Source organism: Pseudoxanthomonas winnipegensis (assembly GCF_004283755.1).
GTDB lineage: Bacteria > Pseudomonadota > Gammaproteobacteria > Xanthomonadales > Xanthomonadaceae > Pseudoxanthomonas_A > Pseudoxanthomonas_A winnipegensis.
In genome coordinates, this window is the sequence record NZ_SHMH01000001.1 from 259359 (window position 1) to 281082 (window position 21724).

The following is a 21724-nucleotide window of genomic DNA, read 5'->3' on the forward strand; positions in this document are numbered from 1 at the left end:
CGAAGTCGTCTGCGTGACGCGCGAGGGAGCGGTCCGGCGGGCGGTGGCGCGACGAGCAAGGCAGAAGGCCGAGCGCCTTAAGTCAGGGCAGGATGCCGTGATTGAGGGATAAGCGGCCACCGCCCGCCGGACCGCTGCCCTTCCGGAGCCGGGACGCTCGAGCGCGATCTCCAGCAGAGAGAAGAGTTCCCTTCAAAACAGCACCATCATCGACATTCCCCCATGACCCCCGCCATCGCCATGCTCAAGCGCGAGAAGATTCCCCACACCGTGCACAGCTACGCGCACGATCCCAAGGCCGATTCCTACGGTGGCGAGGCGGTGGAGAAGCTGGGCCTGGACCCCGCGCAGGTGTTCAAGACCCTGCTGGCGAGCAGCGAAACGCATGAACTGCTGGTGGCGATCGTGCCCGTGGCCGGGCAGCTCGACCTCAAGGCCCTGGCGGAGGCCGCCGGCTGCAAGCGCTGCGAGATGGCCGGCGTCGACGAGGCGCAGCGCGCCACCGGCTACCTGGTCGGCGGCATCAGCCCGCTGGCGCAGAAGAAGCGCCTGCGCAGCTTCCTCGACGCCAGCGCACGGGCCCTACCCCGCCTGCACGTCAGCGCGGGACGGCGCGGCCTGGAAGTCGAACTGACCCCCGCCGACCTGCTGCGCCTGACCGGCGGCCGCTACGCCCCGATCGGCAAGCCGCGCTGAGCGACCCGCGCCGCCGAAGCAAGCGCGCGCCGCCTCAGAACGCCACCTGGAAGCGCGTGTTGAACGTATAGCCCTCGTCCTGCCCGCGATAGGCACCGCTGCGGTTGTCGGTCTGCCAGAAGACCGCATCGAGCATGACGCGCGCATAGTCGTTGAGGTACCAGTTGGTGCCCACCGTCCAGGCATGCCCGGTGCCGCCCGTGGGCAGCTCGTCGTAGTCCACATCCTCGTAGCGCGCGCGCAGCTCCCAGGCCCCGCGCCCGCCCGACGTCACCGGATCCTGCACCTTGACCTTGCCCCAGGTGCCGCTCTTGGCCGTATAGGCCGGGCTGGCCCCGAACAGGAACACGCCGCCGGACACCGTCCAGGCCGAATGATCCACGTCATAGCGGCCCGCACTGCCCACCCCGCCGATGCGGCGCGTGCCCCACTCGCCGCTCACCCAGCCCGGCCCGAAGAAACCGGCCGCTTCCACGCCATAGGCCGTGCCACGCTCGGCACCGGCCAGCGCGCCCGGCGCGATCTTGACCAGATCGTTGAAGTGTCCCGAGATCGCCGAGCTGCGCAGCACACCGGTGGCCCCGGCCGGAATGTCCTCGTGGAAGGCCCACGCCCCCAGATGCACCGTGGCGGTCTCGCTCAGCAGCGGGTTCCAGTGCGCGCGCGCGGCCACGGTCAGGCTGTCGTTGTCCTCGCCGGCGTTGTTGAGGTCGTTGCCCGCCACCGACAGGCTGGCGTGCCAGCCCTGCCCGAACACCCGCTCGGTCAGCCCCACGCCGAACAGACCGCGCTGGGGCAGGATCAGCGTGCCGACCACGTTGCGATCGGCGAACGGCGTGTTGGTCGTGCTGCTGGAACCATCCAGGCCGCGGTCGTTGAGCCGGTTGCCGATGCTCAGCTCGGCCTGGGTGCCGAACAGGCGGTGATCGACGCTGGCATAGACCGATTTCCAGGCCACCTCGTTATCGGCGAAATCGCCTTCCACCACATAGCCCAGCCGCCCGTAGCTGCCCTCGGCGCCCAGGCGCACCGAGCGGATCTCGGTGCCGGAGATGTTGCGGTCGGCGAAGTCCGAGCCGCCCGTGCTGGAGGCGTCCACGAACAACCGACCGCGCGGCCGGAAGGTGAAGCTGCCGTCGGCATTGGAAAACTGCGGCGCGCCCTTGGACCAGCTGACCTTGGGCGCCTTGGCCTGGGCGGCCTCGACCTTGGCCACGCGCGCCTCCAGCGCCGGGTCCGCCGCGGCCGGCGCGGGCGTTGCCGCCGCGGTGCTCGCGCTGCTACTGCCTTCGACCGCCTTCAGGCGCGCCTCCAGCTGCTCGATCTTTAAGGCCTGCGCCTGCACCAGGCGGGTCAGTTCTGCCTGGCTCAGCGCCTGCGCGCCGGCCTGGCCGGTGGTCAGCAACAGGCCGATCGCCACCGTCAGCGCTGCCTTGGGCAGCACGTGGATTCGCATCATGGGGAAGCTCTCTCTCGGGCACGGCGACGCAGGCGCGTCGGCGGCCACACGGGGATGGTGCGGGGGATGAGTCCAGCGCGGTGCCGGCTAGAGCGCCGGCACCGTGACACGTGCGATCAGCTGGTCGCGCCCTGCTGGGCGTTGGGACGCCAGGTGATCACGCGGTTCTCGACGATGTCGAGCAAGGCATCGATGATCAGCACGAAGGCGGCCAGGATGATGATGCCGGCGAACACGCCGACCGCGTTGAAGTTGCCTTCGGCCTGCGCGATCAGATAGCCCAGGCCCGCCGAGGCGCCCAGATACTCGCCGATGATCGCGCCGACCACCGCAAAGCCCACCGAGGTGCGCAGCGAGGACAGGATCCAGCTGGCCGCCGCCGGGAAGTACACATGCCGCAACAGATCGCCGCGCCCCGCGCCGAGGATGCGCGCATTGGCCAGCACGGTGGGATTGACCTCGCGCACGCCCTGCATCGCGTTGAAGAAGGTGGTGAAGAACACGAGCGTCACCGCCAGCGCCACCTTCGACCACAGCCCCAGGCCCAGCCACAGCACGAAGATCGGCGCCAGCACCACCCGCGGAATCGCGTTGAAGCCCTTGATGAACGGATCCAGGATCCGCGCCGACCGCCGGCTCAGCCCCAGCCACACGCCACCGGCCACGCCCAGCGCAGTGCCGATCAGATAGCCCAGCGCGGTCTCGGTCAGGGTGATGTAGACGTGCTGGTAGAACGAGGTATCCGACAGCCAGGTCCACATCTGCCGCGCGATGCCCGACGGCGCCGGGAAGAAGAACGGATCGATCAGCCCGCTGGCCACGCCGGCTTCCCAGCCGCCGAACAGCACGACGATCAGGACGATCTGGATCAGTTTGTCAGTCTTGGCGTGCATAGCTCTTCTCCACTTCGCCGCGCAGGCAGGCCCAGATGTCGCGGTACAGGTCGGTGAATCGTTGATCCAGCTTGATCTCGGCCACGTTGCGCGGGCGCTCCAGGTCGACATCGAAGCTGCGCACCACGCGGCTGGCCGGCCCCGCCGAGAGCACCACCACGCGATCGCCCAGCGCGATGGCCTCTTCCAGGTCGTGGGTGATCAGCACGACCGAGCGGCGGTCTTCCTGCCACAGCCGCAGCAGCTCGTTCTGCATCAAGTGGCGGGTATGGATGTCGAGCGCGGAGAACGGCTCGTCCATCAGGATCACCTTGGGCTCGACGATCAGCGCCTGCGCCATCTGCACGCGCTTGCGCTGGCCACCGGAGAGCTGGTGCGGATACCGATGCTCGAAGCCGGACAGGCCCACCTTGGCCAGCCAGGCGCGCGCGCGTTCCTCGCGCTCCTTGGCCGCCATGCCGCGGAAGCGCAGGCCGAGCTCGACGTTCTGCAGCGCGGTCTTCCACGGCAGCAGCGCGTCCTGCTGGAACAGGTAGCCCACCGACTTCTGCACGCCCTTGACCGGCACGCCATCGATCGTGATGCCGCCGCTGGCCGGCGTCAGCAGGCCGGCCACCGCGTTGAGCACGGTGCTCTTGCCGCAACCGGTCGGCCCGACGATGGCGACGAACTCGCCGTTGCCCACCTGCAGGTCGACCTCGCGCACCGCGGTGAAGTCGCCGAAGGACATGGTCACCTTGTCGATGGCGACCATGGTCTCGGCGGGATGGAACTGGGGTGCGCCATTGAGGCTGCGCACACTGGCGTTGAGCGCCATCAGGGAATCCTCCGGTTATTGCCTGGCCGCGGCGGTGGCCGATGCGCCACCTCCGGCGGCCAGGGCACGATCGACGAACGCGTTGGTATAGGTCTTGGACAGGTCCACCTTGGCCTGGGCCACGCCGTCGTTGAACTCGCTCAGCACGGCCAGCGGCGTGGTCAGGTCCTCGGGCACGAAGCGCCCGTCGCGGGTGAAGATGGCGCGCGCATTCTCCACCGCCTTGGCGTAGGTGGCGCGGTCGCCGGAGACGTAGCTGTCCGGCAGCGCGGCCACGATCTGCTCGCCGCTGTGATCGGCGATGAAGGCCAGCGCACGCTGCTCGGCCCGCACGATCTTCTCCACCGCCTGCGGCCGCTGCTGCAGAAACGCCGACTGCGCGTACAGCACCGAGGTCGGATACAGCCCGCCGTAGACCTGGCGCGCGCCGGTGTCGCTGCGCGCATCGATCAGGATCTTGCCGACCTTGCGTTCGGCGATCAGCGTGGCGGCCGGATCGTAGTTGACCAGCAGGTCGACCTTGCCCTGTTCCAGCGCGGCCACCGCGGCGGCGCCGGAGCCCACGCCGATCAGCGACACGGCCGTCTCGGGAATCTTGTTGCGCGCCAGGTAGTGGCGGACGAAGAAGTCCGACGAGGAGCCCGGCGCGGTGATGCCGACCTTCATGCCCTGGATCGTCTGCGGCCTGGCCGGATCGAAGGTGCCGTCGTTGCGCCCGGCCAGCACCAGGCCCGAATTGCGCGAGAGCAGGATGAAGGCGGTGACGTCCTTGCGCTTGGCCTGCATCTGGATGGTGTGGTCGTAGAAGCCCACCGCCACATCGGTCGAACCGGCGACCAGCGCCTGCAGCACCTTCGAGCCGCCCTGGGCAAAGTTCTCGGTCTTGACCTGGAGGCCTTCGTCCTTGAAGTAGCCCTGGGCATCGGCCACGAAGAACGGCAGGTTGTTGAGATTGTAGGAGCCGACGCTGATGCGCACCGGCGCATCGTCGGCGCCCGGCGCGGCGCCGGAGGCGTGGCTGGCGTCCTTGCCGCAGGCGGACAGGACGAGGGCGGCGGCGACCAGGGTGGCCGCCATGAGTGGCTTGTACATCGATCCCTCCCAGGATGTATGCGATGCGAAACGTGGACCGGGTCGGACCCGGCGAATCAGGTCATGCCGCTGAGGTCCATTCGGCAGCGACGGAAGTGCGTGGCGAGGGGGCGAACACCCGGCCTTCGAACAGGCGCCGCGCGGTCCGCACGACGCTGGCGACGACCGCGTCGCTGCCCGCGGCGCGGCTGAGCCCGACGGCCAGGCTGCCACTGGGATGCTCAAGGGTAATCGTGGTCGGCAGCGGCAGATATCCCACCATGGTGTGGGCCAGCGTGCCTTCGGTGACCACTGCCGTGGCCAGCCCCACCGCACCGGTGATGGCCAGCGCGGTGTGGCACTGATGCGGCATGAAGTAGCGGACCTGCAGGTGGCCGCCGTGCTGCGGCGCAGCAAGCACCACCGGCTTGGGAATCACGCGGTCGGCGGCGTCGGCGATGCCCATGCGTCGCCCTGCCTCGACGCGGATGGACTCGATCCGCGCCAGCAGCGCGGCATCGGCGTTGAGGCGGGCCGGCGTCTCGTCGCCGCGCAGGCCCAGCGCCTCGGCGCGAATCAGCACCAGCGGCATGGCGCAGTCGACCAGACTCACCTCGACCTCGTCGATCCATTCGCTGGCGCGCCCGCTCGGCAGCAGCTTGCCGGTACGCGCGCCGGCGGCATCCAGGAAAGCCAGCGAGATCGGCGCGGCGGTGCCGGGCGCGCCGGCGATGCGGGTATCGCCCAGGTAGGCCACCTGGCCATTGGGCGTCTCCACCGTGGCCACGATCACCTTGCCGGTGTTGACGTTGTGGATGCGCACCTGGGTGCGCGGATGCCGCGCCGGCACCAGGCCGCGCTCGATCGCATACGGCCCCACCGCCGCCAGCATGTTGCCGCAGTTGGGCGCGGTATCGACCACGCGCTGGTCCACGCGCACCTGGGCGAACAGGTAATCGACATCGGCGTCGGCGCGGCTGGCGCGATCGATGATCGCGACCTTGCTGGTCAGCGCGTTGCCGCCGCCGATGCCGTCGATCTGCAGCGGATGGCCCGAGCCCATCACCTCCAGCAGCAGGCGGTCGCGCTCGGCCGCATCGGCAGGCAGGTCCGAGGCGAGGAAGAACGGCCCCTTGGAGGTGCCGCCGCGCATCAGAACACAGGGAACGCTGAGCAGGTCGTTGGACATGGGCGTGGTAGATTCATACCAGTTCCGGATTAATGATCCGGTGTGATGCGATCCTGGCATGGCCACGATTGATCTGTGAATTGCTATTTTTCGTTGGATTGATCCGATATGAGCATGAATTGCGAGATCCTGGACCTGCGTGCCTTCCTGCTGGTGGCCGAGTCGCGCAGCTTCCACCGCGCGGCCGAGACCCTGCACGTCTCACAGCCCGCGCTGAGCCGGCGCATCCAGAAACTCGAGCAGGCGATCGGCTCGCCGCTGCTCGAGCGCACCACGCGCAGCGTCTCCACCACGGCCGTAGGCGAGAACCTGCTGCCGCTGGTGCGGCGCATGCTGGAGGAGTTCGACGGCTCGCTGTTCGCCCAGCGCGGCGATCACGTCGGCCGCCAGATCACCATCGCCTGCCTGCCCACCGCGGCGTTCTACTTCCTGCCCAGCGTGATGGCGCGCTTCCATGCCGAGCATCCCAACGTGCGCTTCCGCATCCTGGACGTGCCGGCCACCGAGGGCCTGCAGGCGGTGGAGCGCGGCGAGGTCGAGTTCGGCATCAACTTCATGGGCGCCTCCGATCCCAATCTGAGCTTCGAGGTGCTGGTGGAGGATCCCTTCGTGCTCGCCTGCCGGCGCGATCACCCGCTGGCGAAGAAGCGCAAGATCGCCTGGAGCGACCTGGAGAAGCACCAGCTGATCACCGTGCACCGCACCAGCGGCAACCGCACCCTGCTCGACGGCGCGCTCGCACGCGAGAACCTGAAACTGCGCTGGTTCTACGAGGTCACCCACCTGTCGACCTCGCTGGGCATGGTCGAGGCCGGCATCGGCGTGTCGGTGCTGCCGCGCATGGCCACCCCGCAGGGCGACCACCCGACCCTGGTCACGCGCCCGATCGACAGCCCGGTGGTCTCGCGCACCATCGGCATCGTGCGCCGGAACAACGCGGCGCTCTCGCCGATGGCCGAGCGCTTCCTGCAGATGCTGCAGAAGCAGTGGAAGCCCGGCGCCCGCACGACCGAGCGCACGCGCGGCTAGCGCGGCACGCACGACGCAATTAGAGAGATGCCTCGCCGACGTGCGAGGCGCGAACCGATCGATGCAGTGAGCGGGTGCGAAAAGCCCGTTTCGCCGCCCAGCCTCGACCGGGCCGGGCGCTGCGCCTCGGTTCGTCAGCCCCAACTGGTGGACGCTTGGCTGGGACAGCGCGTCACGCCTCCGTGGGAGCAACTACTTCTTACGATCACGACGCGCCCCCCCCTTGTAGAGCGGAGCTTGCTCCGCTGCTCTCCATTCGGTTCGTGCGGAAAGCCCCAGCGGAGCGAGCTCCGCTCTACAGGGAGGAACCAATAGAAAAGGCCTCTCGCGAGGCCTTTTCCGTCAGCCAGAGCGCGCGACGATCAGAACCGCATCGTCAGGCCCAGGGTCAGGCTGCGGCCGTAGCGGTAGTAGCTGTTGAGCAGCAGCGGGTTGCCGTTGATGCTGGTGGTCTGCTCCTCGTCGAGCAGGTTGTTGCCTTCCAGCGATACGGTGAACATGTCGTTGATGTTGTAGGTGATGTGCGCGGTCATCCAGGTGATCGGATCGGCCTTCTCGTTGTAGCCGGCGCCCAGCACGTTGACCGCGCTGACGAAACCGTCGGTGTGGTCGGCGGTCACGCCCAGGTCCCACGGGCCCTTCTCGTACATCAGGCTGACCGAGTAGACCGACGGCGCGATGCCCTCCAGCGGACGCTTCTCGCCGTCGACCCAGCTCTCGGACCAGTTGCGCGTGTACTGCGCGCGGAAGCCCAAGCCGTTGTCCCAGAAGTGCTGCAGGCCCGCCTCGATGCCATGCACCTTGGCGTAATCGCCGTTGATCGGGCGCATGACGTTGAACAGCGTCGGGCCCGGCGAGACCACGTTGCCGTTGGCATCGGTGATGCCGCCCACGCCGATGTCCTGGCCGGTCTCCCAGCTGGTGGTGATCTGGTTGTCGATGCGCTTGTAGAACACCGCCAGGTTGGCGATGGAGTGCTCGGAGAAGTACCACTCCAGCGAGGCATCGCCCTGCTTGGCGCTGTAGGGCTTCAGGTCGACGTTGCCGCCGTAGACCTGGGTGAACTCGCCCCAGGACACGCTCTGCGTGGTGCTGGTCGGCGCCAGCTGCTCCACCGAAGGCCGCGCCATGGTCTTGGCCGCGCCCAGGCGCAGCTGCAGGTCGTCGCTGAAGTGCCAGACGAAGTTGGCGGCCGGCAACACGTAGGTATAGCTGCCCTTCTGGCTGATGCTGGTGGGATCGGCGTAGGTCGCGGTGTAGTTGAACGCCCCGTTCTCGGTGATGCTGGTGATCTTGGCGTCCCAGGCCTGCGAGGTGGTGTTGGTCGAGACCACGCGCACGCCCACGTTGCCGTCCCAGCGATCGCCGGACAGGTCGGCCTGCACATAGAACGACGCGGTCTTCTCGCTGACGCGGTAGCTCTCCAGCGGGTTCCACGCCGGCGCGGCATTGCTGTAGTCGTAGGCGCTGCCGTCTGCGCGCGTGCCCTTGTAAGCAGCCAGCGCGGCCTCGTAGGCCGGCACGTCGAAGGCGATGAAGCTGCGCGGGAAGCGCGACTTCACGCCGCTCATGAAGTTGGGCAGCGAGTACACCGAGAGCAGATCGCCGCCCAGCGCGCCGACGTTGATCGCGTTGTCGCCGGAATAGTAGTCGGCGCCGCCGGTGAGCGTGTTGGTGATCAGGTCGCGCGACTTGCGGCGATCGGTCAGGCTCACGCCGAACTTCAGATGGTCCACATGCCCGGCGCCGACGAACAGGTCGCCGCCGACCGTGCCGCCGGTGATGCGGTCCTCGATGTTGTCGCCGGCCAGTTCGTTGTAATGGGTGATGAAGTCGTTAGGGCCGAACTCGCCCTTGGCCAGCCCGCTGGCCCAGTCGCGACCGTCGGTCAGCGAGGTGGTGACATTGGGGATGCCGGAGGGATTGAGCGAGATGGTGGTGGTATTGGGCTGGTTGAGGCGCAGCACCACATAGCTGTCCTGGCCGCCGGAATGACGACGCGAGGTGGAGCGGTAGACATCGCCGGTCACGGTGAAGTCGTCGGTGACCTTCCACTGCGCGTTGGCGCCGTAGAGCGCGGTATCGACCACGCGGTACTCGGTCTTGTTGAGCAGCTCCGGGTTGAGGCGCAGCTCCGGATCGGGGTTGTCCAGGGTCAGGCCGGTGACGATACCGTTCTGCACGGTCACATTCGACCAGCGGCCCGGCGAGAACAGCGGGTAATAGGACTGCTGGTAGCCGACCTGCGGCGAGTCGAGCTTGGTCTTCAGCCCGTCGACGGTCAGCCTGAAGCTGTCGCTGGGCCGCCATTCGAACTTGCCGGAGAAGGCGGTGCGCTTCTTGTTCTCCAGGATCGAGCCGACGCGGAACTGGCCCGGCGCGATCAGGCCGTACTCGTCCGGATCCAGCTCGCCGTTGTTGTTGAGATCGATGTTGCCGCCCCAGGCGTTGCCGCCCCAGGAGGGATCGTTCGGATCGGGGTTGCGGGTCCAGCCGCCGTCGTTGCCGGCGGTGTCGGTGCGGTCCTTGCGGCGCGCCGAGACCACGCCCAGGATCACGCCCATGGTGTCGTCGGCGAAGGTGTTGCTGTAGACGCCGGAGAACTTGTGCCCGTTGAGGTCGGACATCTGGTTGCGGTCGCCCTCGATGCGCACCACGCCGTGCTGGCCCGGCTGGTCGAACGGGCTGGCCGAGCGCAGATTGACCAGGCCGCCGATCGCGCCCTCGGTGTTGGCGGCCTCGGCGCCCTTGATCACGTCGGCGCCGCTGATCACGTCGGCCGGCAGCACGTCGTAGGCGAAGTCGCGGCCTTCGCCGTCGGTGGCCAGGATGCGGCCGTTGAACGTGGTCAGGGTGTACTCCGGCCCCAGGCCGCGCACGCTGACCTTCTGGCCCTCGCCGCCGGCGGTGCGGCTGATCGACACGCCGGTGATGTGGCTGAGCGAATCGGCGACGTTGTTGTCCGGGAACTTGCCCAGCTCCAGCGCGGTGATCGAGTCCTGCACCGTGGACGCGTCGCGCTTGAGATCGTTGGAGCGGGTCAGCGCGGCGCGCACGCCCTTGACCTGGACGGTCTGCAGATCGGTGGCGTCCTGCGCATCGGCCGGCGCGGCCTCCTGCTGGACCTGCGGTCCAGGCGCCGGGGTGGTCTCCTGGGACCAGGCGGTAGCCGGCACCAACAGGGCGAGGGCGATTCCATGACACAGACGGCGGCGCTGCAGAGGGACGGCGTTCACGGCGATCTCCTGGAGAGGAAGGCTGGTGGGGGCCTGGCTGATGAAGCAACGAAACCGAGCCTAAATGATGTTTCGTTTTGTATCAATAGCGAAATTTAACGAAATGCCCGTATACTCTGGAGTGTTTGCCCCAGGAGTCTCCATGCCGCCCGTCACCCGCGACACCAGCCAGCGCCGCCTGCAGATCAGCGAGCTCGTGCGCCAGCACGGCAGCGTCCAGGTCACCGCACTGGCGAAGCGGTTCGGCGTGAGCATGCAGACCGTGCGCAAGGACCTGCGCTACCTGGAGGAACGCGGCGTCATGGCGCGCGCCTACGGCGGCGCGATCGACAGCAACGTGGTCGGCCACACCGCCACCGAACCGCCTTACGAAACGAAACGCACCGCCCACCTGGACGAAAAGCGCCGCATCGGCGCGCGCGCCGCCGCGCTGGTGCAGGCCGGCGACACCATCGCCATCGACTCGGGCACCACTGCGATCCAGCTGGCCGAGGCGCTGCCGGACATCGAGATCACCGTGGTCACCAACGACTTCGGCGTGCTGTCCTCGCTGGCGCCCAAGTCCAACATCAACATCGTGATGCTGGGCGGCGAGCTGCGCCGCAAGAACATGGCCTTCTACGGCGGCCTGACCGTCGAGGCGCTGGACGCCCTGCACGTGGACAAGCTGTTCCTGGGCGTCGACGGGCTCGACCTGGAACGCGGCATCACCACCCACTACGAGCCCGAGGCCATGCTCAACCGCAAAATGGTCGAGGCCGCGCGCATGGTGGTGGCGATCACCGACAGCTCCAAGTTCGGCAAGGTCTGCCTGCACCGGATCATCCCGGTGTCCGGGCTCAACGCGCTGATCACCGACACCGGCGCGCCGGACGACATCACCGGCGCCTGCCAGGCCCTCGGCGTCGAGGTCGTGCGCGCCTGACCACGGATCAGGGGGGAGCCACTGGCTCCTCGAAAGCCCACCTGTAGAGCGGAGCTCGCTCCGCTGCTCTGCGTTCGGTGCGTGGGAAAGCTTCAGGCGGACGGTTGTGGGGAAAGCCCCAGCGGAGCGAGCTCCGCTCTACAGGCGGGGCCATGGCGGCGATGAAGGTCTCACGGTGAACCCGCCACCCTAGCCAGCGCCACGCGGTCTTCGGACTACCTGGCGGCCACCTGCCGCTTCAAACCGAACTCACGCAGCGCATTGGCGTAGTAGATCCTGTCGATCACCGCGCGCGGCAGCGCCAGGCCCGGCACGTCGGCCTTGAGCATGTCGATGCGCTGGGTTTCGCCCGTCGCCAGGTACTTCCAGTCCGAGATCCACATCGCGTGCGCCTCGGCGCGGAAGGCGGCCGGGTCGGCATCGGGTGCCTGGGTCAGGTCGGTGCCGTACAACAACCGGTCCTGGTAGCGGACGAAGAAGTCGCGCACCTTGGCCGGGTCGCGCAGCGACTGGTACTGCACCTGGCTCATGCGCGCCGCCAGATCGACCGTGGCGTTGGGGTGGGTATCGAGGAACTTGGCCAGCACGTCCACGTCGTATTCCAGGCTGGCCATGTGCGCGCCCACGAAGCGCAGCCGCGGGTGCGCGGCGACGAAGCGGTCGCGCGCGGCCATCAGCGCCTCGTGCGAGGGCATCTCCGGATGCAGATACATGTAGTAGTCCGGATGGTGCGCGAAGTACTCGCGGTCGTTGTCGGTGGTCATCTGGTCCAGCGGCAGCCAGCAGTTGTACGGCTCGGCCTGGTGCGCGATCAGCGGCACGCCGAGCGACTGGACGTGATCGGCCACCGGCGACAGGCCCGGGTCGTCGAGCGTGATCAGCTCGCCCCTGGCGTTGCGCTCGACCATGCCGATGTTCTTCCACACCTTCACCGCGCGCGCGCCTTCGGCGACCGCCGCGTCCAGGCCCTGGTTGGTGCGCGCCAGCCAGCCCGGCGTGCCGAAGCCCTTCATCGTGAAGGACGCCGCCCAATGGAAGCGCTGCGGCGCTTCCCGGGCCAGCGCCAGGGCGAGGCGATGCTGCGCCTCGAGCGTGGGGAAGTCCGGGTAGTCGACGTTGATCGACAGCAGTTCGAAGTTGTCCGACCGCGCCAGCTGCAGGAACACCGGATCGGTCCCGTTGGCATGCACATGCGCATCGAACTTGCGCACCCTGGCGTAGTCGTCCATGGCGTAGGTCGCCGGCGGCGTCGCGTCGGCCTCGGCGAGGGCAGGCACCGCGGGCTGCGTCGAGGGCGAGCAGGCCGCCAACCCCAGCACCGCCACACCGATGAAGAGCCCCTGCTGCTTCCAACGCATCGCACGCCCTCTTCCGGTAACCAAACGAAACTTATTGGAACCATATCGCAACAAAACGCTTGCATCAACGCGCCCTGCGCACGCAGAATGCCCGGCATCGCCACCGGATCAGCCCACATGCCCCCGATTGGACGCCGCACCGCCCTGAAGTTCATTGCTGGCAGCGTGGCCGGCGGCATGACCTGGAGCACCCTGCCCTGGGCGCGCGCCGCGGCTGCCGCACCGGCCACCGGTTCGCAGGCGGGCGATGCGGTGCTGGGCATCGCCTTCGACCAGCGCATGCATACGCGGCTGTCGGCCTGGGGCAAGCCGTTGACCGATTGGCAGCCCAGCGAGGTCCTGCTGGTGGACGGCGATCAGATCGGCGATTTCAGCCTGAGCGGCCAGCAGGCCCACGACCTGGAAGATCCGCGTCATGGCCGTGGCCGGCAGGTGGTGTTCACCGGCCGCGCCGCGCAGGGCGTGGAGAAGCAGGTCGCCGTGAACTGGTTCGAGGCCCTGCCCGGCTTGGCCCTGCTGCAGGTGCGCTACCGCAACCTGGGCGATACGCCGCTGAGCGTGACCGGCTGGCGCAGCAGCGCCCATGCGCTGCGCGAGGCGCCGGGCGGCTTCTGGAGCTTCTCCGGGTCCACCCATACCGATCGCCGCGACTGGGTGCAGCCGCTGGGCGAGGACTTCGACCAGCGCAACAGCCTGGCGATGGATTCCTCCGACTACGGCGGCGGCACGCCGGTGGCCAACCTGTGGCGCCGCGATGTCGGCCTGGCGGTCGGCCATGTCGAACCGGTGCCGCGGCCGCTGGCCATGCCGGTGAAGCGCACCGCGACCGGAGCCTCGATCGCCATCGAGGGCCAGCAGCCGGTCACCCTGGCGCCCGGCGCCGAGCTGGTCACCGAACGCACCTTCCTGGCCGTGCATCGCGGCGACTTCTACGCACCGCTTCAGCAGTACCGCCAGTTCATGGCGGCCGAGGGCATCGAAGGCCCGCGTCCGCCGGACTCGGCCTTCGCGCCGATCTGGTGCGCCTGGGGCTACGAGCGCGACTTCACCGTCAAGCAGATCGTCGACACGCTGCCCAAGGCGCAGGCGCTGGGTTTCGAGTGGGCGGTGCTGGACGATGGCTGGCAGACCAACGAGGGCGACTGGAAGATCGACCTGAAGAAGTTCCCGCGCGGCGATGCGGACATGCGCGCCTTCACCGCGCAGGTGCGCCAGCACGGCATGCGTCCGCGCCTGTGGCTGGCGCCGCTGGCCGCCGATCCGGGCAGCGAGGTGCTGCACGATCACGTCGACATGCTGCTGCTGGACAAGACCGGCGCCTTCCAGACCGTGACCTGGTGGAATGCGCTGACCCAGTGCCCGGCCTATCAGCCGGTGATCGACTTCTACGTGGCGCTGGTGAAGAAGATCATCGGCGACTGGGGCTTCGAGGGCATCAAGCTGGACGGTCAGCACCTCAATGCGGTGGCGCCCTGCTACAACCCGGCGCACCGCCACGCCCGGCCGGAGGACTCGGTCGAAGGCCTGGCCAGGTTCTGGCAGGCGATCTACCACGCCGCGCACGAGGCCAATCCCGAGGCGGTGGTCGAACTGTGCCCGTGCGGGACCGCGTTCGCCTTCCACAACCTGCCGGCGACCGACCAGTACCCGGCCTCCGATCCGCTGTCCTCCTGGCAGGTGCGCAGCAAGGGCAAGTCGATCAAGGCGCTGATGGGCCATCGCAGCAGCTATGCCGGCGACCATGTGGAGCTGTCGGACCAGCGCGACGACTTCGCCTCCACCGTCGGCATCGGCGCGGTGATCTCGACCAAGTTCACCTGGCCCAGGGACACCGAGCATCCGGCCGAGCCGCTGCCGCCGGGCGGCTTCGTCCTGACGCCCGAGCGCGAGGCGCTGTGGCGCAAGTGGGTCGACCTGTACAAGGCGCACATGCTGCCCAAGGGCGAGTACCGGGGCACGCTCTACGATATCGGCTTCGACCGGCCCGAGACCCACGTCATCGCCAAGGACGGGGCGCAGTACTACACCTTCTACGCGCCGCGCTTCGATGGGCAGGTGGAACTGCGCGGGCTGGCCGCGGGGCGCTGGAAGGTGCGCGACCTGTTCAATGCACGCGACCTGGGCGTGGTCCAGGGGCCGACGGCGACGCTGCCGGCGTCGTTCGAGCGCTTTCTGTTCCTGCAGGCCACGCCGGAGGCCGCCGCATGAGCGCCACGCTTGCCGCGAGCGCGCCGCGTCGGCGCCCCTGGCTGGCCTATGCGCTGGTCACCGTCGTGCTGTGGGGCGTATGGGGCGCGCTGTCGCCGCTGTCGGCCGCGCACGGGTTCCCCGACACGCTGGTCTATGTGGTGTGGGCGCTGACCATGCTGCCGCCGGCGCTCTACATCCTGTGGCGCGGCGGCTGGCAGCTGGAGCGCTCGCCCAGGGCCGTGGTCTACGGCCTGACCATCGGCCTGCTCGGCGCGGGCGGGCAGATGCTGCTGTTCCATACGCTGACCATCGGGCCGGCGTACTTCGTGTTCCCGATCATCTCGCTCTCGCCGGTGGTGACCATCGCGCTGTCCTTCGTGCTGCTGCGCGAGCGCACCGGCTGGCAGGGCACGCTGGGCATCGTGCTGGCGCTGGTCGCGCTGCCGATGCTGGACCTGTCCTTCGGCCGCGGCGCGGGCGGAGGGCTGGGCTGGTTCGTGCAGTCGCTGCTGATCATGCTGGCCTGGGGCGTGCAGGCGTTCTTCATGAAGCTGGCCAACGACAGCGTGCGCGCCGACAGCATCTTCGCCTACATGACCCTCGGCGCGCTGCTGCTGGCCCCGGTCGCACTGTGGATGACCGACTTCGACCAGCCGATCAACACCGGCCTGACCGGCCCGTGGCTGGCCGCCGGCATCCAGGTGCTCAACGCCATCGGCGCGCTGACCCTGGTGTTCGCCTTCCGCTACGGCAAGGCGATGGTGGTCGCGCCCTTGAGCAATGCCGGCGCGCCCCTGGTCACCGCCGCGCTGGCGCTGCTGTTCGCCGGCGTGGTGCCCGGCCCGCTCAAGGCTGCCGGCCTGGTGCTGGCCCTGATCGCCTCGCTGCTGCTGGTGCTCGAACCCGAGCGCCCGGCCGACGCTCCTCTTTCCTGATCCGGATCATTCCCCCGTGCAAGTTCTGCTCGACCTCATCGCACGCCACACCTCGGGCCACGCCGTCGGCGTGACCTCGATCTGCTCGGCGCATCCTCTCGTCATCGAAGCCGCGCTGCATCACGCCCAGCGCACCGGACAGGATCTGGTGCTGTTCGAGGCCACCTGCAACCAGGTCAACCAGGACGGTGGCTATACCGGCATGACGCCGGCCGACTTCGTCGCCTTCGTGCACGGCATCGCCCGGCGCGTGGGCTTCGATGTCTCGCGCATCGCGCTGGGCGGCGATCACCTGGGGCCGAACCCGTGGACAACGCTGGAAGCGTCGGCCGCGATGGACAAGGCCGAGGTGATGGTCGCCGCCTACGTCGCGGCGGGCTTCCGCAAGGTCCACCTGGACTGCTCGATGGCCTGCGCGGGCGATCCCGAGCCGCTGCCGGAGGCGCAGATCGTGCAGCGCGCCGTGCGCCTGGCGCGTGCGGCCGAGGCCGCCTGGCAGCAGGCCGGCGGCGAGGCCCCGGTCTACGTGATCGGCACCGAGGTCCCGGTTCCCGGCGGCGCTACCGAAGCCATCGAGGGCCTGGCCGTGACCACGCCGGAAGCGGCGCTGGCCACCATCGAGGCCCATCGCGTCGCCTTCGTCGAGGCCGGACTGGAGGCCGCCTGGCAGCGCGTGGTCGCCTCGGTCGTGCAGCCCGGCGTGGAGTTCGACCACCACAGCGTCGTCGACTACGGGCCCGACAAGGCCGTGGCGCTGAGCCGGTCGATCACCACCGTGCCCAACATGGTCTTCGAGGCGCACTCCACCGACTACCAGACCCGCGATGCGCTGGCCGCGCTGGTGCGCGATCACTTCGCCATCCTCAAGGTGGGCCCGGGCCTGACCTTCGCCCTGCGTGAGGCGCTGTGGGCGCTGGATGCGATCGAGCGCGAGTGGATCGAGCCGGCCCGTCAGGCGCGCCTGCGCGAGGTCGTGCTGCAACGCCTGCACGCCGAGCCCGGCCACTGGCGCCGCTACTACCACGGCCAGGGCCACGCGCTGGACATCGACCTGCAGTACAGCCTGTCCGACCGCATCCGCTACTACTGGCCGGATGCGCGCATCGAACAGGCGCGCCTGCAGCTGTTCGACAACCTGCGGCGCGACCCGCCGCCGATCTCGCTGGTCAGCCAGTTCCTTCCCCACGCATTGCACGCCCTCCGCACCGGAACCGCGACGCTCGACCCGCAGTCCCTGGCCATGGCCCACGTCAGTGCCGTTCTCGATGAGTATCACCATGCATGCCATGACCAAGACCGTTCCTGAGCTCCTCGGCGTGCCCGAGGCCGAGCTGGAGGCCAGCCACGCCATCTGGACCGCGCGCGAGATCGCCCAGCAGCCGCGGCTGCTGCGCCGCACCCATGCGCTGATCGCCGACCTGCACGCGCAGCTGCAGGCCTTCGCCGGGCCGATCGCCAACGATCCGACCGCGCGCGTGATCCTCACCGGCGCGGGCACATCGGCCTATATCGGCCAGTGCCTGGCGCCGCTGCTGGACCGTGCGCTGGCCGCGCGGGTGGACGCGGTGCCGACCACCGATCTGGTGTGCGCGCCGCAGCTGTATCTGGACCCGGCGCAACCGCTGCTGCTGATCTCCTTCGGCCGCTCGGGCAACAGCCCGGAGAGCATCGCCGCGGTCGAGCTGACCGAGTCGCTGGTGCGCGACGTGCGCCATCTGGTGGTGACCTGCAACGCGCAGGGCAAGCTGGCCACCGCGCCGGTCAGGCAGGCGATGACCGTGACGCTGCCGGAAGAGACGCACGACACCAGCTTCGCGATGACCTCCTCCTTCAGCTGCATGATGTACGCCGCCCTGGCTGCGCTGCTGCCGGCCGGCGCGCTGGATGCGCGCATCGCGCCGATCGCGCAGGCGATCGAGGCGGTGATCCAGGACGCGCTGCCGCTGCTGCAGGCCCTGGCCAACGCCCGCCACGACCGCGTCGTGTATCTGGGCAGTGGGCTGTTCCAGGGCCTGGCGCGCGAGGCCACCCTCAAGCTGGGCGAGCTGACCAATGGCGCGGTGGCGACCTGCTACGACTCGCCGCTGGGCTTCCGCCATGGGCCCAAGACCTTCGTCACCGCCAAGACCCTGGTGGTGGTGTTCGTGTCGAACGATCCCTACACCCGCCGCTACGACCACGACCTGATCGACGAACTGCGCCGCGACGGCGTGGCCGCGCGCGTGATCGAGATCTCCGCCCGGCCGCGCAGCGACGATGCCGACACGCTGGCCGTGCCCGGCCTGGCCCAGGCCGCGGACGTGGACCTGCTGTGGCCCTACGTGGCCGCCGCGCAGATCTACGCCTTCGCGCATGCGCGCGTGCGCGGCGTCACGCCGGACAATCCCAACCCGGCCGGCATCGTCAACCGCGTCGTGCAGGGCGTGCAGCTGTACGCGCTGGAATCCTGAGCCCGATGCCTGGGCACGCGCTGTATCTGGGCGTCGATGGCGGCGGCACCAAGACGCGCTTCGCGCTGATCGATGCCGCCGGCACGCTGCTGGCACAGACCCAGCTGGGCACCGCCTACCACCCGCAGGTCGGGCTGGACGGCGTGCGCCGCATCCTGGAGGAAGGCATCGCCACCGTGCTGGCGCCGCTGCAGCGCGGCCGCGAGGACATCGCGCAGGCGTTCTTCGGCCTGCCGGCCTATGGCGAGGACCGCCGCGCCACGGCCGCGCTGGACCTCATCCCCGGCCAGGTGCTGGGGCACCAGCGCTACGCCTGCGACAACGACATGGTGTGCGGCTGGGCCGGCTCGCTGGCCTGCGCCGACGGCATCAACATCATCGCGGGCACCGGCTCGATGGGCTATGGGCGGCGTGGCGCGGCCGCGGCGCGCGCCGGCGGCTGGGGCGAGGCGTTCGGCGACGAAGGGTCGGCCCACTGGATCGCCACGCAGGGGCTCAACGCCTTCTCGCGCATGAGCGATGGCCGCCTGCCGCGCGGGCCCCTGCACGCGATCCTGCGCGCGCACTTCGACCTGGACGACGACCTGGACCTGTGCGCGCATGTCTATGGCGAGGGCGTCGGCACGCGCGGCGACATCGCCCGCCTGTCCGTGCAGGTGGCGCAGGCCGCCGACGCGGGCGATGCGGTGGCGATCGGGATCTTCCAGCAGGCCGGCGAGGAACTGGCGCGGATCGCGCAGGCGCTGCGCGCGCTGCTCGGCTTCGAACCGGGCGAGCCGGTGCCGCTGTCCTACTCCGGCGGCGCCTTCAGTGCCGGCGCGCTGCTGATGCAGCCGTTCCAGGCGGCGCTGGCCCGATCGAGCGCGGACTTCGTCCTGCGCACGCCGATCCACCCCCCGCACTACGGCGCCGCGCTCTACGCGCTGCAGCTGGCCGGCACGGGCCCGCGCTGACCGCCCCGCCGCAGTCCGCCGGCCCCGCAGAAGGAACGAAGCGATGAATCGATGGCTGCTGGCCTCCCTGCTCGCGCTGTGCGCCTTGCCCGCCGCGGCCGGCCAGCCCAGCGATGCGCTGCAGCCGAGCGCGCGCTTCAGCGTCTACGGGCACGGCGCGGCGGCCACGCCGCCGATGGGCTTCAACCCCTGGAACGCGTTCCGCACCGAGGTCGATCAGGCGCGGATCCTGTCGGTGGTCGACGCTCTGCAGCAGCGCGGCCTGCAGCAGGCCGGCTATCGCTACGTCAACCTCGACGATGGCTGGTGGCTGCGGCGCGACGCGCAAGGACGCATCGAGATCCGCACGAGCAGGTTCCCCATCGCCAGGCAGGCCGACGGCGGCACCGACTTCCGCGCCTGGACCGACCTGCTGCACGCGCGCGGCTTCAAGGCCGGGCTGTATACCGATGCCGGCCGCAACGCGTGCTCGCAGGCCTTCGACCGGCATAGCCCCAACCTGCCGGTCGGCAGCGTGGCGCAGCGCGAGATCGGGCTGCAGGGCTTCGAGGCCTCGGACCTGAAGACGATGTTCCAGGACTGGGGCTTCGACTATCTGAAGGTCGATGCCTGCGGGCTGGCGGACTTCGGCGCCGACAGCGAGCCGGTGCGGCAGAGCGGCCATCGCCCGCTGCGGCCGCTGATCGTGCGTGGCGACGCGCAGCGCACCGATGCCGACGCGGTGGAGACGCGCTACGCCCGCATCGGGCGGCTGCTGGCCGACCTCAATGCGGACGACGATTTCGTGCTGTCGATCTGCCCTTGGGGCGAGGCCGGCGTGCGCGACTGGGGCGGCGCGCACGGCAACCTGTGGCGCACGAGTCCGGATATCGAGCCCACCTGGGCCAGCATGCTGCACAACTTCGATTCGGCCTCGCGTCGCGAGCTCTACGCCGGCCCGGGGCGCTGGAACGACCCGGACATGCTGGCGATCGGGCTGGGCGAGTTCGACGCGCAGCATCTGGCGCAGGCGCGCACGCATTTCTCGCTGTGGGCGATGCTGTCGGCGCCGTTGCTGCTGGGCTTCGATCTGCGCAGCGCGCCGCAGCCGCTGATCGATCTGCTGTCCAATCCCGAGGTGATCGCGATCGACCAGGACCCGGCCGGGAACCAGGCGGTGCTGGTCTCCGATTCCGGCGGGCTGCAGCTGCTGGTCAAGCCGCTGGCGGCGCGCGGCGAGCGTGCGGTGCTGCTGTTCAATCGCGGCGAGGCGCCAGCCACGGCGCAGGTCACGCCGGCGCAGATGAAGCTGGCCGAGGCCGGCTTCAGCGCGCGCGACCTGTGGCAGCGCAAGGATCTGACGCAGACGCGCGGCAGCCTGCGGTTCGCGCTCGCCCCGCGCGAGGTCGTGCTGCTCAAGGTCAGCGGCACGCCGGTGCAGGCCGGCGGCGCCCTGCTCAGCGAGCTGACCGCGCGCGTCCATGTGGCCGCCGATGGCCTGCCGCTCTACAGCACGCGGTTCGACCAGCCGGCCGGCACGCCCCGCGCCGACCTCACCCCCGACGGCGCGACGCTGCGCGTGGCGGGCAAGGCCTCTCCATACGGCATCGGCGCCCACGCCGACTCGCGCCTGGAAGTCGCCACGCGCGGAGATTTCGTGCGCTTCCGCGCGCGGGTCGGACCGCAGGACGACGCGGCGCCGGTGCGAGACCGTGTCGTGTTCCGCGTCTACGGCGACGGCCGGCTGCTGCACGCCACCGCGCCGCTGGGCGCGCATCAGGCGGCCACGCTCGACCTGCCGATCGACGGCGTGCGCACGCTGGAGCTGGTGGCCGAGGCACAGGACACCTCCGCAGGCGCCCTGCCGCCGGTGATCGCCTGGGCCGACGCGCGGCTGCTCGAACGCTAGCGCGCGTCGCTGATCATGCCCAGGCGCTTCCCGCTTGGTCTGTGGCCTGGGAACGCATGGCCTTGAGGCGCCTCAAGGTCGCCAGTTCGCGTTGCGCTCCCAGAACGCCACCGCGCGCCGATACGCCTCGCGGTCCAGCGGCACGCCGGAGCCGCCCTCCTCCACGCCCAGCGCGTTGCGCAGCATGGTGATCGGAGCCATCGGGATCTCCTCCGGCTCGGCGGTGTACAGGCAGCCGACCACGCCCCAGTCCGCGTCGATGGCCTCGCCCTCCCTGGCCAGCTGCGCGCGGCTGTAGAGGATCGGCAGCAGGTACTCGGCGCGCGGGGCCTGCACGCCCTCGAACCAGCGCACCAGCACCGGCAGTTCGGCCGAGGTGCGCGCCTCGTAGGCCGAACGCAGCAGATGCCGGTTGTCGGCGGTGATCGGCACGGTCAGGCAGCGGGTCGAGGTCCAGTTGCGGTGCACGTGCAGCTTGCAGAACGGCGCGTAGCCGTCGAGCACGCGCAGCGGCGTATGGGCGTTGAGATAGGCCTCGAAGCCTTCCGCGGTGCAGTCCTGGATGGTGTTGCCGCGCGGCGTGCGCGGGAACAGCCGCGCACGCGCGAACGGGGTCAGCACGATCGACATCGCGC

Annotated in this window: 17 protein-coding genes; 9 read left to right on the forward strand and 8 right to left on the reverse strand. The window is 69.5% G+C overall.

Annotated elements, in window-relative coordinates:
* Nucleotides 1-222: 222 nt before the first annotated feature.
* Nucleotides 223-696, forward strand: a complete 474-nt coding sequence (gene ybaK / locus EAT51_RS01260; protein WP_130561164.1) for a Cys-tRNA(Pro) deacylase — start codon at nt 223-225, stop codon at nt 694-696.
* Between the two features lie 34 nt (nt 697-730).
* Here ybaK and EAT51_RS01265 read toward each other — a convergent pair whose 3' ends face one another.
* From EAT51_RS01265 to EAT51_RS01285, 5 genes are all read right to left on the reverse strand, one after another.
* Complete coding sequence (locus tag EAT51_RS01265; RefSeq protein ID WP_228257777.1) at nt 731-2155, reverse strand: OprO/OprP family phosphate-selective porin; 1425 nt, start codon at nt 2153-2155, stop codon at nt 731-733.
* 116 nt (nt 2156-2271) lie between these two features.
* Entirely contained in the window at nt 2272-3048 is a 777-nt protein-coding gene (locus EAT51_RS01270) for an ABC transporter permease (RefSeq protein WP_130515792.1), read from the reverse strand.
* Nucleotides 3032-3865 carry an ABC transporter ATP-binding protein gene (locus EAT51_RS01275; protein ID WP_130515790.1) on the reverse strand — a complete coding sequence of 278 codons (834 nt, stop codon included), beginning with the start codon at nt 3863-3865 and terminating at the stop codon, nt 3032-3034. Before EAT51_RS01275 ends, EAT51_RS01270 begins: the two co-directional genes overlap by 17 nt.
* 15 nt (nt 3866-3880) lie before the next feature.
* Nucleotides 3881-4957: an ABC transporter substrate-binding protein gene (locus EAT51_RS01280; RefSeq protein ID WP_130561165.1), complete on the reverse strand. Its 1077-nt coding sequence runs from the start codon at nt 4955-4957 to the stop codon at nt 3881-3883.
* 61 nt (nt 4958-5018) lie between these two features.
* The gene (locus tag EAT51_RS01285; RefSeq protein ID WP_130561166.1) at nt 5019-6125 is read right to left on the reverse strand and encodes a 4-oxalomesaconate tautomerase; all 1107 of its coding nucleotides are present in this window, start codon (nt 6123-6125) and stop codon (nt 5019-5021) included.
* Nucleotides 6126-6233: 108 nt separating this feature from the next.
* Between EAT51_RS01285 and EAT51_RS01290 the strand changes: the two genes are divergently transcribed.
* Nucleotides 6234-7154 carry a LysR family transcriptional regulator gene (locus tag EAT51_RS01290; RefSeq protein WP_130523353.1) on the forward strand — a complete coding sequence of 307 codons (921 nt, stop codon included), beginning with the start codon at nt 6234-6236 and terminating at the stop codon, nt 7152-7154.
* Between the two features lie 362 nt (nt 7155-7516).
* Here the strand turns inward: EAT51_RS01290 and EAT51_RS01295 are convergent, their stop codons facing one another.
* Nucleotides 7517-10390 (reverse strand): TonB-dependent receptor, encoded by a 2874-nt coding sequence (locus tag EAT51_RS01295; protein ID WP_130523352.1) that lies wholly within the window; start codon nt 10388-10390, stop codon nt 7517-7519.
* Nucleotides 10391-10532: 142 nt separating this feature from the next.
* Here EAT51_RS01295 and agaR point away from each other — a divergent pair, with 142 nt between their 5' ends.
* Entirely contained in the window at nt 10533-11315 is a 783-nt protein-coding gene (gene agaR / locus EAT51_RS01300; protein WP_130561167.1) for a transcriptional repressor AgaR, read from the forward strand.
* A gap of 215 nt (nt 11316-11530) precedes the next feature.
* On the opposite strand, the gene EAT51_RS01305 is transcribed toward agaR, so the two are convergent.
* Nucleotides 11531-12673 (reverse strand): amidohydrolase family protein, encoded by a 1143-nt coding sequence (locus EAT51_RS01305; RefSeq protein WP_130561168.1) that lies wholly within the window; start codon nt 12671-12673, stop codon nt 11531-11533.
* Nucleotides 12674-12790: 117 nt separating this feature from the next.
* Here EAT51_RS01305 and EAT51_RS01310 point away from each other — a divergent pair, with 117 nt between their 5' ends.
* The 6 genes from EAT51_RS01310 to EAT51_RS01335 are packed head-to-tail and all read left to right on the forward strand — an operon-like array spanning nt 12791 to nt 21089.
* The gene (locus EAT51_RS01310) at nt 12791-14881 is read left to right on the forward strand and encodes a glycoside hydrolase family 36 protein (RefSeq protein ID WP_130561169.1); all 2091 of its coding nucleotides are present in this window, start codon (nt 12791-12793) and stop codon (nt 14879-14881) included.
* Complete coding sequence (locus EAT51_RS01315) at nt 14878-15798, forward strand: DMT family transporter (protein ID WP_130561170.1); 921 nt, start codon at nt 14878-14880, stop codon at nt 15796-15798. Before EAT51_RS01310 ends, EAT51_RS01315 begins: the two co-directional genes overlap by 4 nt.
* A 16-nt stretch (nt 15799-15814) precedes the next feature.
* Nucleotides 15815-17104 carry a D-tagatose-bisphosphate aldolase, class II, non-catalytic subunit gene (locus EAT51_RS01320; RefSeq protein WP_130561171.1) on the forward strand — a complete coding sequence of 430 codons (1290 nt, stop codon included), beginning with the start codon at nt 15815-15817 and terminating at the stop codon, nt 17102-17104.
* Nucleotides 17085-18248, forward strand: a complete 1164-nt coding sequence (locus EAT51_RS01325) for an SIS domain-containing protein (protein WP_228257779.1) — start codon at nt 17085-17087, stop codon at nt 18246-18248. The genes EAT51_RS01320 and EAT51_RS01325 overlap by 20 nt, the downstream gene beginning before the upstream one ends.
* A 5-nt stretch (nt 18249-18253) precedes the next feature.
* On the forward strand, nt 18254-19201 hold the full coding sequence (locus EAT51_RS01330) for an N-acetylglucosamine kinase (protein ID WP_130561173.1): 948 nt from the start codon (nt 18254-18256) through the stop codon (nt 19199-19201).
* Nucleotides 19202-19244: 43 nt separating this feature from the next.
* A complete protein-coding gene (locus EAT51_RS01335; RefSeq protein WP_130561174.1) occupies nt 19245-21089 on the forward strand; it encodes an NPCBM/NEW2 domain-containing protein in 1845 nt (614 codons plus the stop codon).
* A gap of 72 nt (nt 21090-21161) precedes the next feature.
* Here EAT51_RS01335 and EAT51_RS01340 read toward each other — a convergent pair whose 3' ends face one another.
* Nucleotides 21162-21719, reverse strand: a complete 558-nt coding sequence (locus EAT51_RS01340; RefSeq protein WP_130561175.1) for a DUF3228 family protein — start codon at nt 21717-21719, stop codon at nt 21162-21164.
* Nucleotides 21720-21724: the final 5 nt, after the last annotated feature.